Source organism: Roseburia sp. TF10-5, assembly GCF_003462365.1.
Classification (GTDB): Bacteria; Bacillota; Clostridia; order Lachnospirales; family Lachnospiraceae; genus Roseburia; species Roseburia faecis.
This window is the reverse complement of sequence record NZ_QTYW01000015.1, coordinates 42,241-59,592: the sequence shown is the minus strand read 5'-3', so window position 1 is coordinate 59,592 and position 17,352 is coordinate 42,241. Positions and strand designations below refer to the sequence as shown.

General features: G+C 44.5%; 15 protein-coding genes. 13 read left to right on the top strand and 2 right to left on the bottom strand.

The features are described 5' to 3' along the window. Positions 1 to 160: 160 nt before the first annotated feature. From DXD06_RS12765 to DXD06_RS12705, 13 genes are all read left to right on the top strand, one after another. Complete coding sequence (locus tag DXD06_RS12765; protein ID WP_117832255.1) at positions 161 to 1,897, top strand: SGNH/GDSL hydrolase family protein; 1,737 nt, start codon at positions 161 to 163, stop codon at positions 1,895 to 1,897. A gap of 11 nt (positions 1,898 to 1,908) precedes the next feature. After that, positions 1,909 to 3,468 (top strand): glycoside hydrolase family 43 protein, encoded by a 1,560-nt coding sequence (locus DXD06_RS12760; RefSeq protein WP_117832253.1) that lies wholly within the window; start codon positions 1,909 to 1,911, stop codon positions 3,466 to 3,468. Between the two features lie 31 nt (positions 3,469 to 3,499). Beyond that, complete coding sequence (locus tag DXD06_RS12755) at positions 3,500 to 5,644, top strand: glycoside hydrolase family 3 protein (RefSeq protein ID WP_117832251.1); 2,145 nt, start codon at positions 3,500 to 3,502, stop codon at positions 5,642 to 5,644. Between the two features lie 139 nt (positions 5,645 to 5,783). After that, a complete protein-coding gene (locus DXD06_RS12750; RefSeq protein ID WP_117832249.1) occupies positions 5,784 to 7,550 on the top strand; it encodes a sensor histidine kinase in 1,767 nt (588 codons plus the stop codon). A gap of 50 nt (positions 7,551 to 7,600) precedes the next feature. Continuing rightward, positions 7,601 to 9,190, top strand: coding sequence for a response regulator transcription factor (locus DXD06_RS12745; protein ID WP_117832247.1), 1,590 nt, complete (start codon positions 7,601 to 7,603; stop codon positions 9,188 to 9,190). A gap of 146 nt (positions 9,191 to 9,336) precedes the next feature. Continuing rightward, positions 9,337 to 11,025, top strand: a complete 1,689-nt coding sequence (locus tag DXD06_RS12740; protein WP_117832244.1) for an extracellular solute-binding protein — start codon at positions 9,337 to 9,339, stop codon at positions 11,023 to 11,025. 75 nt (positions 11,026 to 11,100) lie between these two features. Further along, entirely contained in the window at positions 11,101 to 12,057 is a 957-nt protein-coding gene (locus DXD06_RS12735) for an ABC transporter permease (protein ID WP_117832242.1), read from the top strand. A 12-nt stretch (positions 12,058 to 12,069) separates the two neighbouring features. Further along, positions 12,070 to 12,957, top strand: coding sequence for a carbohydrate ABC transporter permease (locus tag DXD06_RS12730; RefSeq protein ID WP_022046042.1), 888 nt, complete (start codon positions 12,070 to 12,072; stop codon positions 12,955 to 12,957). Between the two features lie 38 nt (positions 12,958 to 12,995). Further along, a complete protein-coding gene (locus DXD06_RS17290) occupies positions 12,996 to 13,157 on the top strand; it encodes a hypothetical protein (protein ID WP_195592988.1) in 162 nt (53 codons plus the stop codon). A 58-nt stretch (positions 13,158 to 13,215) separates the two neighbouring features. Beyond that, positions 13,216 to 13,476 carry a YlmC/YmxH family sporulation protein gene (locus tag DXD06_RS12720; protein WP_022046043.1) on the top strand — a complete coding sequence of 87 codons (261 nt, stop codon included), beginning with the start codon at positions 13,216 to 13,218 and terminating at the stop codon, positions 13,474 to 13,476. Positions 13,477 to 13,569: 93 nt separating this feature from the next. Then, positions 13,570 to 14,019 (top strand): transcriptional regulator NrdR, encoded by a 450-nt coding sequence (gene nrdR / locus DXD06_RS12715; protein WP_117832240.1) that lies wholly within the window; start codon positions 13,570 to 13,572, stop codon positions 14,017 to 14,019. A 20-nt stretch (positions 14,020 to 14,039) separates the two neighbouring features. Further along, on the top strand, positions 14,040 to 14,444 hold the full coding sequence (locus tag DXD06_RS12710; RefSeq protein WP_117832238.1) for a hypothetical protein: 405 nt from the start codon (positions 14,040 to 14,042) through the stop codon (positions 14,442 to 14,444). 25 nt (positions 14,445 to 14,469) lie between these two features. Further along, positions 14,470 to 15,000: a YqeG family HAD IIIA-type phosphatase gene (locus tag DXD06_RS12705; protein WP_117832236.1), complete on the top strand. Its 531-nt coding sequence runs from the start codon at positions 14,470 to 14,472 to the stop codon at positions 14,998 to 15,000. A 40-nt stretch (positions 15,001 to 15,040) separates the two neighbouring features. Here the strand turns inward: DXD06_RS12705 and DXD06_RS12700 are convergent, their stop codons facing one another. Continuing rightward, entirely contained in the window at positions 15,041 to 16,210 is a 1,170-nt protein-coding gene (locus tag DXD06_RS12700) for an ABC transporter permease (protein ID WP_158569537.1), read from the bottom strand. Next, complete coding sequence (locus DXD06_RS12695; RefSeq protein ID WP_117832232.1) at positions 16,197 to 17,342, bottom strand: ABC transporter permease; 1,146 nt, start codon at positions 17,340 to 17,342, stop codon at positions 16,197 to 16,199. The genes DXD06_RS12700 and DXD06_RS12695 overlap by 14 nt, the downstream gene beginning before the upstream one ends. Positions 17,343 to 17,352: the final 10 nt, after the last annotated feature.

The window sequence follows — 17,352 nt, the reverse complement described above, 5'->3', positions numbered from 1 at the left end:
TAATCAAATCACAAGAAAAGCATAATCCCAAAAGAAATCAAGCAGTAATAATAAGAAGTGGCCGGAGTGGATCTTTTGAAGAGTGCATGCGCATGAGTGATATAGAAATGTATAAAGAAAAGAAAGCAAAGAAAGCAAAGAAAGTAGGGAGGTAATGATTATGAACGGACCGGCAGCACCAAAGGATCCGGAGAAGAAAAGACCATATTTTTACATTATGAAGGATAAAGAAATCTTCGGAGCAAAACAGGAAGACGGAAGTGCGATTCATTTTGTCTATGAGAGTGACGGAAGACTGATCAACAGCGCACAGATCGTCGGAAATGTTACGGATGAAAACATGCTTCGGTTATTGGAGACGGTGGAGGGATTCGGCAAGCTTGTACACAGTATCGGGGTGTCTGTTGAGACCGACAATCCAAAGGAGGAGATGGAGTTCATCTTCCAGATGTACGGGAAAAAAGATCTCTACGGAGGCGGAACCAATCTGCGATGCAGCCTGACCGGAGACGGAATGGAACGGCGCATTTATCTGTCGGATTATACCTGGACAGAGGATGATTATATACCTGGACAGATCAAGTTCATCATGAGCGCACCGGAAAAGATGGGAAAAGCGAGCGTTCGGTTTTATCTGAACGACGGATATACGGCTCCGGAAGAGGTGGAAGAAGAAGCGGTGGATACGAAATCGGAACTGTACTGCACGATGATCGAGCGTTCTCTCATGAATCTGGGCAACACCTACCGTATCCGCAAAGCGATCGAGAAGGCGAGAGCCGGAAAAGAAGTAACGCTTGCCTATATCGGAGGTTCGATCACGCAGGGGGCGGGAGCAACACCGATCAATACCGAGTGTTATGCCTATAAGTCCTATCAGCTTTTCAAAAGCAGATTTGCGATGAGAGATAACGTTAAATTTGTGAAAGCGGGAGTTGGAGGAACCCCGTCGGAGCTTGGAATGCTCCGCTTTGACAGAGATGTGTTAAGAGACGGCGAGAAGCCGGATATCGTAGTCGTAGAATTTGCGGTCAACGATGAGGGCGACGAGACGAAGGGCGATTGCTACGAAAGCCTTGTGCGCAAGATCTTAAAGCTGGATTGGAATCCGGCGGTCGTTCTGCTTTTTTCCGTATTTGCCAATGACTGGAATCTGCAGGATCGCTTAAGTCCGGTCGGCAGACTGTATGATCTGCCGATGGTCAGTATCAAGGATACCGTGGTGGAGCAGTTTACGAAGAAACCGAACGAGGGAAGGGTTCTGACAAAAAATCAGTTCTTTTACGATATGTTTCATCCGAGCAACATCGGTCATACCATTATGGCAGACTGTTTACAGTATCTGTTTGAGAGCTGTGATTTGAGCGAACATGCAAGACTTGACGCTTTTGAGAGCGGCCTGACCGAGGAGGGAATGCTTGCACAGCAGCTGCAGATGAAGCCGGCAATCGGCAAAAGCTTTGAGCATGTACGGCTTCTGGATAAGAAAGATGTCTATGCCGGGGCCAAAATCGATGCCGGTGGCTTCTGTGCAACGGATGATCAGCTCCAGAGTGTGGAGATGGATGACCGGTTAGAATTGACACCGGAGTTTCCGTACAATTGGATGTACGATGCAATGATGCCGGAGAATGCTGTCTTTACAATCCGCATCCATTGCAAAGCGCTTGTGTTGATCTTTAAGGATTCCGGAGAAGTGGACGTTGGAAAGGCGTATGTCGATGTGGACGGTGAGCGTCGCATGACGGCAGATCCGCATATTAACAACTGGCAGCACTGCAACGCGATGATCGTGTTCAATGAGGATGAAAGCGCCGACCATACGGTACGCATTGAAGTCGCAGAAGAAGACAGAGACAAGAAGTTTACAATTTTAGGATTTGGTTACGTGTTATAAGGAGGAGTAAAATGGTTACAGTTAAGAATCCGATTTTAATGGGATTTTATCCGGACCCTTCCATTTGCAGAAAGGGAGAGGATTATTATATCGTCAATTCAAGTTTTGTGTATGCACCGGGAGTGCCGATCTTTCACAGCAGAGATCTCGCACATTGGGAGCAGATCGGTAATATTTTAGACCGTCCGTCGCAGCTTCCTGTGGCGGGAGCGGATATCTCAGATGGTATTTATGCGCCGACGATCCGCTATCATGATGGTTTGTTTTATATGATCACGACCAATGTGACGCACGGCAACAATTTTATCGTCACAGCGGAGAATCCGGAAGGACCGTGGTCCGAGCCGTATTATCTCGGCGACGATGCCCCGGGCATCGATCCGAGCCTTTTTTTCGACGATGACGGCAAATGTTATTATTGCGGAACCCGTCCGAATCCGGAGGGTGTTCGCTATAACGGGGACTGGGAGATTTGGATTCAGGAACTGGATCTTAAGACCATGAAGCTGGTCGGTGAGAGCATGGCAATCTGGAAAGGTGCGGTAAAGGGATGTATCTGGCCGGAAGGTCCGCATATTTACAAGATCGATGGTTATTATTATCTACTCCACGCAGAAGGCGGAACCGGTCCGGAACATAGTATTACGGTGGCACGCAGTAAGAAGCTGTTCCAGTGGTTTGAAGGCTGTCCGCGCAATCCGATTTTCACACACCGCAATCTCGGTATGGATTATCCGGTCATCTATGCGGGACATGGAGATCTGGTTGATGACGGCAAGGGAAACTGGTATGTTGTAATGCTTGCATCAAGACCTTGCAAAAAGCATAGCAGCATGGGGCGTGAGACTTTCCTTGCCAGGGTAATCTGGGAGAACGGCTGGCCGGTGATCGCTCCGGGAGTCGGACATCTGGAGGACGAATTTACGATCGATATGCCTGAGCATCGCTTTGCGGAAGAAATTACGAATTCCGATGTCATTCATTTCTGGGGAGAACAGCTGGATCAGCGGCTGGTGGCGATCGAGGACTGGACATCCGGAATTTATTCGCTGACCGAACGTGAGGGTGCACTTCGGATGTACCTTCGCAAAGAAAAGATTTCCGAGAGAGCAAACTGTGCATATCTTGGTGTAAGACAGAAAAGTTACCGCTTTGTCGCAGAGACTGGAATGGAATTCTATCCGGAAAATAAGTCGGAGACGGCGGGACTTGTGCTTTACCAGAATAATGAAAATCATCTCCGGTTTGAAGTGGTGCGCGTGGATGGAGAAGTTTGTTTTGTGGTTACCAGCTGTATTCACGGAGATGAGCAGACGCTGGCAACAACACGTCTGGAGAAGAAAGGAAAATTAAAGATCCGCCTGCAGTGCCGCAATCAGTGTGCCCGTGTCTGGATTTCGGAAGGCAAAGGATATGTATCCGTTGCGGAAAATCTGGATCTTCTTGCTTACACGACAGAGGAAGCCGGAGGCTTTGTAGGATGCACAGTCGGTGTATATGCGTCTTCCAACGGCAGTGACAGTACAAATTATGCTGATTTCGAATGGCTGACATGCCAGTCGATGGATTGATAGAAAGTGTTTAAGATGAGGAGATGAAATAATGAGTAAACAGACAAAAGAATATGCAAAGAAACTGGTTGCACAGATGACGGTTGAGGAAAAAATGAGCCAGATGCTCTATGAGTCACCGGCGATCGAGCGACTTAATATTCCGGCATATAACTGGTGGAATGAGGCTTTGCATGGTGTTGCAAGAGCTGGAGTTGCTACGGTATTTCCACAGTCGATCGGACTTGCGGCGACATTTGATCCGGAGCTTGTCGGACAGATCGGGGATGTGGTATCGACGGAAGGCCGCGCAAAATTTAACGAGTTTTCACGGAGAGGAGATCACGGAATCTACAAAGGGTTGACGTTCTGGGCACCGAATGTCAATATTTTCCGCGATCCGAGATGGGGAAGAGGCCATGAGACATATGGCGAGGATCCGTATCTTACGGCGGAACTCGGATGCGCGTACATCAAGGGATTGCAGGGACCGGATCCGGATCATCTGAAATCTGCAGCGTGCGCAAAGCATTTTGCGGTACACAGCGGTCCGGAAGCGATCCGTCATGAATTCAATGCAAAAGCGTCTAAGCATGATATGTATGACACTTATCTGTATGCGTTTAAGCGATGTGTCAAGGATGCCAAGGTTGAGGCCGTCATGGGCGCTTACAATCGCGTGAACGGAGAGCCGGCGTGTGGAAGCAAAACTCTCCTGCAGGATATTTTAAGAGATGAATTTGGTTTTGAAGGTCATGTGGTATCGGACTGCTGGGCGATTCTTGATTTCCACGAGCACCATCATGTGACAGAGAGCGTCGAGGAATCTGCGGCTATGGCAGTAAACAACGGCTGCGACCTGAACTGCGGAAGCGCCTTTTTACATTTGCAGGAAGCTTACGAGAAGGGACTTGTTTCCGAGGAGGCGATCACAAAAGCGGTGGAGCGTCTGATGGAAGTTCGTATTCGTCTGGGTATGATGAAGGATTATCCGTCCCCGTATGAAGACATTACCTATGATAAAGTAGAATGTCCGGAACATGTGAAGTTGTCTGTTGAAGCGGCAAGAAGAAGTCTTGTTCTGTTGAAAAACGAGAATGCGTTCCTGCCGTTGGATAAAAATAAGATACAGACCGTCGCAGTCATCGGTCCGAATGCGAATTCAAGAGATGCGCTGGTCGGAAACTATGTCGGAACCTCTTCCCGTTACATTACTCCACTGGAGGGAATTCAGCAGTATGTGGGGGATGATGTGCGTGTATTATATGCAGAAGGCTGTCATCTGTACAAAGACAAAGTGGAATTTCTGGCAGAGACGAAGGATCGATTCAAGGAAGCGGTCATTGCGGCGGAGCAGGCAGATGTTGTAGTTATGTGCCTTGGTCTTGACGCGACGATCGAAGGCGAGGAAGGCGATGCCGGTAATGAATATGCCAGCGGGGATAAACTGGGACTCAATCTTCCGGGACTTCAGGAAGAACTGCTCGAGACGGTTACGGCTGTCGGAAAGCCGGTTGTGCTCGTGATTTCGGCGGGAAGTGCACTCGATCTCTCATGGGCGGATGCGCATGTTGCTGCGATTATTGACAGTTTTTATCCGGGAGCCCGTGGCGGAAAGGCAGTCGCAGAAGCAATCTTCGGTGATTTTTCACCATCCGGAAAGCTGCCTGTCACCTTTTATCAGGGAACGGAAAATCTTCCGGAGTTTACGGATTATGATATGTCCGATCGCACATATCGTTATACGGACAAGAATGTGCTCTATCCGTTCGGTTACGGACTGCATTATGGAACGATCCGTTACGAGAATGCACAGATTTCCTGTGCGCAGTGCAGTGTGAGAGATGCCGTCGATGTGAGTGTGGATGTCATAAATGAGAGTTCCTACACGATCCATGAGAGTGTTCAGGCGTACATTCAGCATGAGGAAGCGGATGCGTATGAACCGGGATATCAGTTGAAAGGAATACAGACGGTTACATTACAGCCGAAAGAGACGAAGCGTGTGACCATATCTCTTAAGGCACGTGACTTTGCGATTATCACGCAGGAGGGAGAATGCGTTGTAAGACCGGGATCTTACCGCATCGCAATCGGAGGTCAGCAGCCGGATGCAAGAAGTGCAAAACTTACCGGAAGTGACGTGGCTGCGCTGGTGGTTCGCAGAGAGGGTGCGCAGACACCGGTTGAGTATTAGCGTGCAGAAATATCAAGAAACAATTTTAAATATAGTCTCGTATATGTTATAATGAATTTAACTGGTTGTACGAATGAGGAGCAGGTCGAAAAATCTGCTCCTTTATCGCTTTGTTGTGTGTGAATTTAGAGGGGTTGGTATGAATATCATCGAAAAGTTCATCAAGGTATTGGAAAGATATATGGATAATCTTTCTATTAAGAAAAAATTTATACAGTTATACATTTTCTGTGTTTTATTACCGCTGATCATTACGGACAGTGTCGTCTTATATATTGTAGACAGCATGGAATCGCAGCGGCAGTATCATGGGATGGCAAACGTTGCGAATGCAGTCAGCTATAATATCAGTGCACTGGTGGAGAATGCGGGAGAAATCGCTAAAAGTATGTATACAAATAGAAGGATGAATTCTTTTTTGGAAAAACAATATGAGAGTAACTCAGATTATTACGCGGAATATCAGAATTTTTTTCAGGACTCGACATTGGAAAGCGTGCTTGGCATGAATCAGATCGTCTTTACCATGTATACGGATAATCCTACCGTGGTAAAGGGTGGAAAGATTGATAATATGTCCAATCTGAAGGAAACGGCAGCGTATGAAGCGTGGAAGGAACGAGGCGAAAATGAAGGACTTTTTTTTGTATATGAGCGTAAGAGATATGCCAATTCCTATCGTCGTAAGATCATGCTATTGCAGAATCTTGATTTTTTTTCCAAGGATCAGGAAAAGATGCTGCAAATCGAATTTGATTATAACAGTATGATGCGGATGCTGAGACGAATGAAGTTTGACAATGAAGTTCTTATTTGTCAAGGGGATGCGATCGTACTGAGTAACGGACCTTTCAGTGGTGTCGGTAAAAAATTTGACACGATCAGTGTACAGCAGAAGATGGGATACAAACAGACCATTACACTTCACGGAGCTAAACTTGATATTTATGTTTTAAAAGCGGATAATGGAGTGCGGAGTAAGATTGTGCGTTTTCTTCCGATTCTTGGTTTTCTGGTGATCATCAATGTGGTTCTCCCGATGGGATTTGTGCTGCTTCTCAATCATTCGTTTACAAAGAGAATCCGTGGGCTGAGCAAAGTGTTCCAGTCTGTCAACGGTGAGCATCTTGTTCAGATGGCACACGAAGACGGTAGGGATGAGATTGGAAGCATGATCCGGAATTACAATCGGATGGTCAAACGGACCAATGAACTAATCCAGACCGTATACAAGAACAAGATCAAAGAACAGGAAATCCTTGTCGGCAGGAAAAATGCAGAACTATTGGCATTGCAAAGCCAGATCAATCCGCATTTTCTGTTTAATGCCCTGGAAAGTATCCGCATGAGAAGCCTTTTGAAGAAAGAAAACGAGACGGCAGATATGGTCGAAAAACTGGCGATCATGCAAAGACAATATGTGGACTGGGGAAATGATTCGGTAGAGATTGAACAGGAACTTGAATTTGTAAAAGCGTATCTGTCCTTGCAGAAGTATCGTTTTGGTGACCGGCTGAATTACAATCTCGAAATTGATCCGGAATGTGCGCAGATCCGGATACCGAAACTTACAATTGTAACTTTTGTGGAGAACGCCTGTGTACATGGAATCGAAAGTAAGGCATCACCAGGATGGATTTTCGTAAGAGTTTATAAAAGGGAAGAACAATTATGCATCGAGATTGAAGATACGGGAAGCGGAATTGAGGAGCAGAAGTTGTATCAGATGCAGCATGATATGCAGAATGCGGATATTGAGATGCTGAAAAACAAGAAAAGCGTGGGAATGCTCAATGCATGCCTGCGGCTTAAAATGTACACAGAAGATCATGTGTGCTTTGAAATTGAAGGCGAAGAGGGTGTGGGAACATGGATTACGATCTGCATTCCGATGGAGTATTTATGATTTGCCGAAGGCTGTGTTAGTGGACCGGTGTGCAAAAGGGGGAAAGAAATATGTTAAAGGTTTTGCTTGTAGATGATGAGCCTTTTATTATTCAGGGATTAAAAGTGCTGATCGACTGGGAACAGGAAGGCTATATGATTGCAGGGACTGCATCAAATGGAAAAGAGGCATATGATTTTCTGAAAAAAGAGAGTGTAGACCTGATCATTGCAGATATTCAGATGCCAGTCATGACAGGGCTGGATCTGCAGGAAGCGATACGAAAAGAAAATCTATCGAATGCATATTTTGTCATATTAAGCGGATATGCGGATTTCGAGTATGCAAGAAGGGCGCTTCAAAATGAATGTACGGATTATATTTTAAAGCCGGTTGACCGTGATATGCTGCTGAAACTGCTTAACAGGGTATCTGCGATGCGTGATGAAGATGACCGGATGAGGCAGAAGAACAATAAAATGGAAAAGGCATATCTTGCAAGAAATCAGATTGCTTTGATCAAGGGAAAATACGATGATTCCAATCTGCAATATGTCACATCACAGATGAAATGCAAAGAAGGTGTCCGCTACGTTGAAATTCAGATGGCGGGATGTGATGCGGACGAAGATGTGACGGATCAGGAGATGCGCGAATTCCAAAGACAGATGTATGAATGCTGTACTGCATTCCTGAAAGATTATGTGGAGAATTGTGTGTTTGACGCATCGGCAGATGAAAAAATATATGATGTGGGATTGATCTTTTTTCAATATATGGCGGAAGAGGCAGGACTCGATGAAAACGCTTATCTGAACGGGTTGGTGGAATATCTGGGTGAGAATCTGTCGCGCCCGGTTACGATGCTGGTCGGGAAAAAGGTGCAGGATATCAGCCTTATTGCAAGATCATACGGGAATGCCTGTATGCTTCGTTCCTTTCAGGGATTTCGAAGCAAAAAGGACATCTATTTCTACGAGGAAGAAGTGCAGGTGTCCAATGACGGTATGGTTTTGTGCAAGAAGAGTCTTGATGATTTGCTGAAGGTAGTGGAGCAGAACAATCATATGGAAATCCGGGCGGCGGTGGACCGTTTCTATGGAGAAATGAGTCAGAGAGGCCTGCGTGGGGAATCCATGACGCTTAATATTAACTATCTGCTTTTTCAGTTGATCCATCTTGCAAGCGAGCAGGATGATGAGGTCAATCAGGAAGAAATCCTGCGTCTGATTTCGGAGAGCAGCTTTGAAACAGGAACGATGCGCGGCAGTAAGACACATCTGATGCGTTTCGCCTGTGAGTACGGAGACTATCTGTCCCAGCTTCGCAAGAATGTATCCAGAGGTGTTCTCGGAAATGTAGAGAAAGAAATTAAGGAACATTATGCGGATAACCTCACACTCAAGGGGCTTAGCGAGAAATATTATGTCAACAGCGCCTATCTCGGACAACTGTTCCGAAAGAAATACGGTCAGTCGTTTAAGGATTATCTGAATAATTACCGGATGGATCAGGCTGTTGATCTTCTTCTGCATTCCGATAAGAAGATTATTCAGGTGGCGGAAGAGGTTGGATACCATGATCTGGATTATTTTGTCAACCGCTTTATTCAGGTAAAAGGATGCACACCGGCAAAATTCCGGAAGCAGATGCAGCAGTAAAATGGAATAGAAAGAGATGGAAAACAGGGTAAATTATAGTCCGGCAGAATGAACTATAGTTTACCCTGTTTTTGACTATAATTCGTCGGATTGTTTGAAATGGTAAAAAAAGTAAAATAGTTAATATAAAGAAGGAGGTACATTCTATGAAAAGAAAAAGAATGCTAAGTGCCTTGCTTGTAGTAGCGATGGCAGCAACCATGTTCGCCGGTTGCGGAAATAAAGGCGGCAGCAATTCTTCCACACAGGGTGGAAAAGCAGCAAATGATGGAGATATTAAAGAGTTTACAGCTTTCTTTGCTGTTCCGGGATCCGAGATCAACGATGATAACGAAGTTCAGCAGATCATCGCTGAGAAGACCGGCGTAAAGGTAAAAGAGACATGGCTGACAGGCCAGACGGCAGAAGAAGCAATCGGAACGCTGGTAGCCGGTGATGAATATCCGGATTTCATCTGTGGTGGAAATGGTATGCCGCAGTTATATGATGCAGGTGCATTGGTAGCATTAGATGATTACATTGACAAATATCCGAATATCAAGAACTACTTCACCGAACAGGAATGGGATCAGCTTCGTCAGGACGACGGACATATTTACTGGATTCCACAGTTCTCCAATATTAAGGGAGAAGAGAAAACCTGTACGCATAACGATGAGGCATTCTGGATTCAGGCAAGAGTTCTTGAGTGGGCTAATTATCCGGAAATCAAGACGATGGATGATTATTTCAAGCTGATTGAAGATTATAATGCAGCAAATCCTACCATGGAAGATGGAACGGAGAATATTCCATATACCATCCTTTGCGAGGATTGGAGATATTTCTGTCTTGAGAATGCTCCACAGTTCTTAGATGGTTATCCAAATGATGGTTCATGTATGGTTGATCCGGATACATTAAAGGTAATGGATTATAATACATCTGATACTGCTGTAAAGTACTTCAAGAAGTTGAACGAGGAATATCAGAAGGGTATTGTTGATCCTGAGTCATTCACACAGACTTATGATGAGTACATTGCAAAGCTTTCTTCCGGACGTGTACTTGGTATGATCGACCAGTGGTGGGATTTCGCCTACTCAGCAGGTGATGCAATTAAGTCTGCAGGACTGGATGCACAGGGATGCGATTACATTCCGGTACCTGTAACGATTGATGGACGTAAGAACCAGTGGCACAACTCCGGCGGAGTTTTAAATTCCGGTGATGGACTTGCAATCACAAAGGATTGTGATGATGTGGAAGCAGCTTTACAGTTTGTAGATGATCTTCTTTCAGAGGAAATTCACAACCTTCGTTTCTGGGGCGTTGAAGGTGAAGATTATCAGGTTGGCGACGATGGACTTTTCTATAGAACCAAGGAGCAGAGAGCAAAGGCTGCAGAGACGGATTATAAGGCATCTCACGCATGTTCTTATTCCTATTTTCCACAGTATGACGGAACCTGTGATGACGGTCTGAATGCAACAAAGCCGAGTGGACAGGCAAAAGAATTCTTTGACGGATTAAATGATGATGTCAAGAAAGCATTCAAGGCATATGGTGTTGAAACATACGTTGAGATGCTTGGAACAAACGAGGCACCTGGTCCATGGTATCCGATGTGGTCATTCTCAAACAACTTTACAACAGACACAGAGGGTGGAATGGCATGGACCAAGATTGGCGAAGTTAAGCATGAGCAGCTTCCGCAGGTTGTAATGGCAAAAGACTTTGACAGTGCATGGAAAACTTATATGGATGCATACAATGCATGCAATCCGGACGCTTTCCTTAGCGAGTTGCAGGCAGAGCTTGATAAGCGGATGAAAGACGCAGCAAAATACGAATAATACATAGAGAATGAGGTTTTAGATGGGCAGATGTTGTGAAAACTCCATCTGCCCGTTTAAAAAAGGAGTGAGGTCATGTCTATAGAGAGAACAAAATCAAAACAGAAAGTGAAAGAACCGAAGACGAAAATTACCTGGAAAGAGATTAAAAGACAGAAAGTATTATTGTTCTGGGCGGCAATCATGGTAGTGTATGGCGTGGTTTTCTATTACCTCCCACTTGCAGGCTGGACTATGGCGTTTCAAAACTATAAACCGAGACTTGGTATCTTTCATTCGAAATTTGTAGGATTGGATAAATTCCGGACATTATTCTCGGATATGACTTTTATCCGGGTAATCAGAAATACGTTGGCAATGGGTGTTATCAATCTGGTGGTAACATTTATTACAGCAATTGTTTTTGCAATTTTATTAAATGAAATTAAATCCAAAGGCGGTAAAAAAGTCGTTCAGACAATTTCCTATCTTCCGCATTTCCTTTCATGGATCATTGTAACCGGTATCTTACACGATATGTTATCCGGTGGCGGAATTGTGAACGAATTATTACTTAACTTCCATATTATTTCACAGCCGATCAATTTCTTTGCTCATCCGGGTTATTTCTGGCCAATCGTTGCATTTGCCAATGTCTGGAAAGAAACAGGATGGAATGCAATTATTTATTTGGCAGCAATTACTTCGATCGACCCGTCACTTTACGAAGCTGCAGCTATCGACGGTGCAGGCAGATGGGCAAAAATCAAGCATGTTACACTTCCGGGTATTAAACCAACCATTATCATTCTTCTTCTGATGAATGTAGGTAATGTACTGAACGCCGGTTTTGAAGTTCAGTATTTGTTAGGAAACGGTCTGGTTCAGAAAGTATCACAGACAATTGATATTTACGTATTAAAATGGGGAATCAGTCAGGGCGATTTCGCAATCGGAACTGCAGCCGGTATCTTCAAGAGTTTCGTAAGTATTATTCTGATCGTGATTGCAAACCAGATTGCAAAGCGTAATGGTGAAGAACAATTGTTCTAAGGAGGTTATACAATGGCAGCAAAAAAAGCGAAAAAAAAGGTGCAGATTTTTCCGATTGTCAATACGATCATTATGATCCTGTTTGTAATCATTACACTGTATCCTGTGTTAAATACATTAGCAATATCATTAAATGACGGTACGGATTCCCTTCGTGGAGGTATCTATCTGTTACCGAGAAAATTTACATGGAAGAACTACATTACGGTACTTCAGAAAGACAACCTGATCACAGGTGCTTATGTTACGGTTGCAAGAACTGTGATCGGAACAGTTCTTGCGCTGATCTCCAATGCAATCCTAGCATTTATCGTCAGCAGAAAAAGATTTATGTTTAAAAAGCAGCTCTCTTTATTCTGGGTTATCACCATGTATGTAAACGGAGGTCTGATCCCGACATTCCTGTTGTACAAGGGACTGGGACTTACCAACAGCTTCTGGGTATATGTTATCCCTGGAATGGTCAGTGCGTTTAACATGCTGGTTATCCGTACTTATATGAACGGTATCCCGGACAGCTTAGAGGAGTCGGCACAGCTCGACGGTGCTGGGTATACGACGATTTTCCTGAAAATCTATTCACCGCTCTGTAAGCCGGTATATGCAACTGTTGCATTGTTTGTTGCAGTTGGTCAGTGGAATTCATGGTTTGATGCAATGTTATATAACCGTATGAACGGCAAACTGACAACATTACAGTATGAGTTGATGAAACTACTGTCATCCGTAACAAATACGAGCAGTAGTGTCGAGGCAATGAAGAATGCAGCGGGAACGGTTACACCGACATCGGTTCGTGCAGCTGCAACGATTATTACGATTCTGCCGATCATCTGTATTTATCCATTCTTACAGAAGTATTTCGTAACAGGACTTACGCTTGGTGGCGTAAAAGAATAAAACTTAAATCTTCCCTTTTTATAAGCTGTGCCGCAGAAGTGGCACAGCTTATATATTATAATGTGGTAGTGCGCGGAGTCAGGCTTGTTGTAATAAATGCCATCGGGGCATTGCAGGTGCAGCACAGAGGAGATAATGAAGGGCTTCCAGACCGTGCACAGCTAAAGGCGGCAATCTCTGAAATGAAGCAGCGTGCATAAACATAAAATACAGCTAAGACGCATAGAATATTCCAAGAAAGAAAAGCAGGAGTGTTCTGTGCGTTTTTCTGATTTATGTGAAAAAGAAGTAGTCAATGTAAAAGACTGCCGCTGCCTTGGCAGCGTCCGGGATCTGGACATTGACAAGGAATGTGGGAGAATTCTGGCACTGATCGTTCCCGGACCGGGAAAATATCTGGGCTGTTTTTGCAGGGACAGCGAATTTTTTATTCCATGGGCTAAAGTTATCCGGATAGGACCCGATATAATACTCGTAGAGTTTGATGAAAAAGAAATGAAACACCGGATAAAAGGATAAAAATTTGCAGATTGACAGAAAACAGGGAAATTGTGTATTATAGAAATAGTCATATATTTCCGGATTGGGATTGGATGCAGGAGGAGAAATCCTATGAAATGTCCGTATTGCAGCAGTGAAAATACAAGAGTGATTGATTCGCGTCCTGCGGATGACAATAATTCGATTCGCAGAAGAAGACTTTGCGATGATTGCGGAAAGCGTTTTACAACCTATGAAAAGGTGGAAACCATTCCCCTGATCATTATAAAAAAAGATAACAATCGTGAGCAGTACAACCGGACAAAAATCGAAAAAGGCGTATTGCTTGCATGTCACAAGCGGCCAATTTCTGCAGAACAGATCTCAAAGCTTGTGGATGATGTAGAAATCGAGATTTTTAACCGTGAAGAAAAAGAGATACCGAGTGCTTTGATCGGTGAAATTCTCATGGATAAGTTAAAGAATTTGGATCCGGTTGCCTACGTGCGTTTCGCATCGGTATACCGTGAATTCAAAGATGTAAACACATTTATGAATGAGCTGAAAAAAATGCTCGGATGAATTTGTAACCAGAGGTGCTTATGAATATTTCAGGAATGCGCCCGTATGAGGGCTTTTATGAGTACAATTCCATAAAGGCTGTTGCGCTTAGAAGCCAACAGATTGCGGCAGTGCAGAATGCCTCTGGGGATGAGGAACTTTTCGGTGGCAGTCAGCCGCAGGGACAGACACAGACGAAGCGTCCGCAGACGTACAATGCATTTGATTATGCAAAGGAGTACCAGCCGGATGAAACGTATGAACTGAAGGGTGCAGACAGTGATCTGGCAGGTCTGGATATGCAGAAAGCAATTTCCGATATGGAAAAGGATCAGGTGTTGCAGCAGTATCAGTATTTTGTGGGAACGCAGGATACCGGAGTGAAGAAGATCCCGTTGGATACCGGGATTTCTGCTTTGCGTTCCGGAGAGAATTTTTCCCTTTAGTACATAACACACAAAGGAGAGACCTATGTGCGCATTTCTATATCCGGATGAATATCTGGATTCCACTTACAGCATAGATTTTGATCAATTATATAAAGAAGGATACCGGGGAATTATATTTGATATTGATAACACCCTCGTACCACATGGAGCGCCTGCGGATGAGCGGGCGATTTCTTTGTTTACCCATTTAAAGGAACTTGGGTTTCATTGCATGCTCCTGTCGAATAACAAGGAGCCACGGGTGAAAATGTTCAACGATGCAGTGCACGTCAATTATATTTACAAGGCAGGGAAACCCAAACCGGCAGGGTATCGCAAGGCAATGGAGGTACTGGGCACGGACACATCAAATACTATTTTTGTGGGAGATCAGATTTTTACGGATGTGTGTGGGGCAAATTTGGCAGGAATCCGGACAATTCTTGTAAAACCGATCCATCCCAAAGAGGAGATTCAGATTGTGTTAAAGCGTCGGTTAGAAGCGATTGTACTGCTTTTCTATCGTCTGCACTGTAAAATCGTAAAACCAAAGTATCCATCGGCAAGAAAATAAAATCTGCCCGGACCGTAAATATATGGTCCGGGCATTTTTATTAGGCTTTTTGACGGCTTTTCTGCCGGTTCACACATAGGTAGACTGCAAAAAGTGCCACAAAGAATAGAAGCTGGATTCCGATACACATCCAGTAGGTTGAGGCTGAAAATACATCATTTGCATACCATCCGAACATGTTCGTGATCCGCACATACCAGTAGGCAGGCAGAAAACGTCCGATTGCCAGCACGGTATTTCCTAAAAATGCCTGTGGTACAAAAATTCCACACAGGAAACTCATACCAAGTCCGAGAATATTGGCAATCATATTGATCCTATTATAATCCATTGGAAACGCACCCAGGAGCAGGGCGATTGCCGTTGCAATCAAAAGAAAGACGGCACTGTTTAGGATACACAGACAGCCACTTTGCGAGAAAAGCTGTGAGGGTCCATATATGACTGCTGCAATTCCAAGAAATCCAATCCACCATAAAAATACATAGATTAGACAGCCAAGCCCAAGCTGTAGACTGACGCGCGACTGTGGCAGCGCACCGCAGGAGATCCGTGTCTTCATAAGTGGTTTGCAAAATGCCATCAGAACCGGGGAAAGCCCCTCTAAAAGCATCATCAGAATGATATACGGAAAATATTGGAAGAAGTAGTACATACGGGAATTTTTGCTTTTTGTTGTATTGCTAAAGGATACGGATGTTACTTCCGGCACATCATCAAGCGAATTTTGTGTATAGGTGATAGCATCCGAAACCGGAACACCGCTTTTTACATACAGTAAAAGCGCATGCACATAATTGTCAATCTGCTGGTCTACAAAGTAGCCGCTGCAACTGTCTTTGCGTTTGCTTGTTTTTAAAAGACCACGGGTGGTTTGTGAGGTTATTTTTTCTTCAAAACCTGCAGGGATCGTAAGTACATAGTCGATCTGGTAATAGTACATGTTATCCTGCAGAGTATCCCGGTCTGCGGATGGAAGGGATACGATATGGTGAAGCGAAGACAGATAGGCTGTTAATGCCTGGCTTGCTTCGGAGTTATCGTTGTCAAAGATACACAGGTTGACCGCAGATACCTGAAACTGTTTTCCACTTGTTGAGGAGGCGTTTGCACTCATCACGATAAGCAGGACCACAAAAACGATAAAGTAAATAAAGGTATTGGGTAGATGTTTTTTTGCTACACGGGCAAAGGCCTTACAGACTTGCATAAGTTTTCCTCCTTGTGACCAGACAGGAAATGCCAAAAAAGAGTACCGCCATAACAGACAGAGTGAGAAGATTAGTGGCAAAACGCTGCAGGTTGTCATAGTTATTCAGTGTGTAAAAACAATCGGAAATCAGTGCGGCAGGATTGATCCGGTTGATAAACGGAAGGTGCTTTTCCACAACCATGCGCATGGTTCCCATCATCAGTCCACTTAAAAAACAGCAGGGCATCACAATGCCAAACATGAGTGTGGTTTTTCCACCCTCGGATTTCGGCCCGATGCATCCTAAAAGCATGCCAAAGGAGATGCTGCAGGCAGTGCTGATGATAATTGTGAGCAGACTAAGAAGCGGTCGCTGCGCCATATGGATACCCAGTATTTTTACAATAAATAAAAAAGCCAGAATGTTTAAAACCGATTCAAACAGAATACAGGCGGCAAGTTCCCCGGCAATTGCCGTAAATTTTTTCGTGGAAGAAACCGTTTTTCTTGCTGCAAGGGCGGTGAGGTTTGCAGCATTTTCAATGGCAAGCCGGATTCCGCCGAGTGCGGTATACAGGCATGCCATGGCGATCAGGTTGTAAAAATACTGATCGTAGGTATCTGTGTCTGCGCGTGTAAGGGAGACTTCTTTGCGTGGACTTATGGTTTCATATAAAGAAGCGGTCAGAGCCTCTAAATTTTGGGGATGTTCCTGCATGGTTTTTAACAATAGATCCCGGTTGACATAAAACTGTGTCAGTAAAACCTGTAAAATACTCTGATTGATGGAAGAATCCGAAGCATCTGCGTTGACACGGAGTGTTACCGTATCTTTTGCATAAAAAATGCCATCCACCTTTTTTTCTTTGAGAAGCTTTTGAGCCTTTTTATCCTTACAGTAAGTGACTGCAAGCATTGCGTTGTCGTCCTCCGAGGAGAGGGCATCTGCCATGGTACAAAAGGCTTTCGCGTTTATGCTTTCGTCGGATACGAGTGCCACAGGAATCGTGTGGAAGCTCTCGCTTTCCGTGATATTGGAAAAAGCAACTTTAAACAGGCAGCCGAGCACAATCGGAAAAATTAAAATCCAGAACAGATTGGCTTTGTTTCGCATCAGCCGCAAAAGAGAATATTTAAAAACTGATCGCATGATTTACCTC

What these genes read in the sequence shown, in the direction of transcription:
- DXD06_RS12760 (WP_117832253.1), top strand. Translation starts at nt 1,909, where the DNA reads ATGGTTACAGTTAAGAATCCGATTTTAATGGGATTTTATCCGGACCCT.
- DXD06_RS12740 (WP_117832244.1), top strand. Translation starts at nt 9,337, where the DNA reads ATGAAAAGAAAAAGAATGCTAAGTGCCTTGCTTGTAGTAGCGATGGCA.
- nrdR (WP_117832240.1), top strand. Translation starts at nt 13,570, where the DNA reads ATGAAATGTCCGTATTGCAGCAGTGAAAATACAAGAGTGATTGATTCG.
- DXD06_RS12755 (WP_117832251.1), top strand. Translation starts at nt 3,500, where the DNA reads ATGAGTAAACAGACAAAAGAATATGCAAAGAAACTGGTTGCACAGATG.
- DXD06_RS12745 (WP_117832247.1), top strand. Translation starts at nt 7,601, where the DNA reads ATGTTAAAGGTTTTGCTTGTAGATGATGAGCCTTTTATTATTCAGGGA.
- DXD06_RS12710 (WP_117832238.1), top strand. Translation starts at nt 14,040, where the DNA reads ATGAATATTTCAGGAATGCGCCCGTATGAGGGCTTTTATGAGTACAAT.
- DXD06_RS12735 (WP_117832242.1), top strand. Translation starts at nt 11,101, where the DNA reads ATGTCTATAGAGAGAACAAAATCAAAACAGAAAGTGAAAGAACCGAAG.
- DXD06_RS12750 (WP_117832249.1), top strand. Translation starts at nt 5,784, where the DNA reads ATGAATATCATCGAAAAGTTCATCAAGGTATTGGAAAGATATATGGAT.
- DXD06_RS12730 (WP_022046042.1), top strand. Translation starts at nt 12,070, where the DNA reads ATGGCAGCAAAAAAAGCGAAAAAAAAGGTGCAGATTTTTCCGATTGTC.
- DXD06_RS12765 (WP_117832255.1), top strand. Translation starts at nt 161, where the DNA reads ATGAACGGACCGGCAGCACCAAAGGATCCGGAGAAGAAAAGACCATAT.
- DXD06_RS12695 (WP_117832232.1), bottom strand. Translation starts at nt 17,342, where the DNA reads ATGCGATCAGTTTTTAAATATTCTCTTTTGCGGCTGATGCGAAACAAA.
- DXD06_RS12705 (WP_117832236.1), top strand. Translation starts at nt 14,470, where the DNA reads ATGTGCGCATTTCTATATCCGGATGAATATCTGGATTCCACTTACAGC.
- DXD06_RS12700 (WP_158569537.1), bottom strand. Translation starts at nt 16,210, where the DNA reads ATGCAAGTCTGTAAGGCCTTTGCCCGTGTAGCAAAAAAACATCTACCC.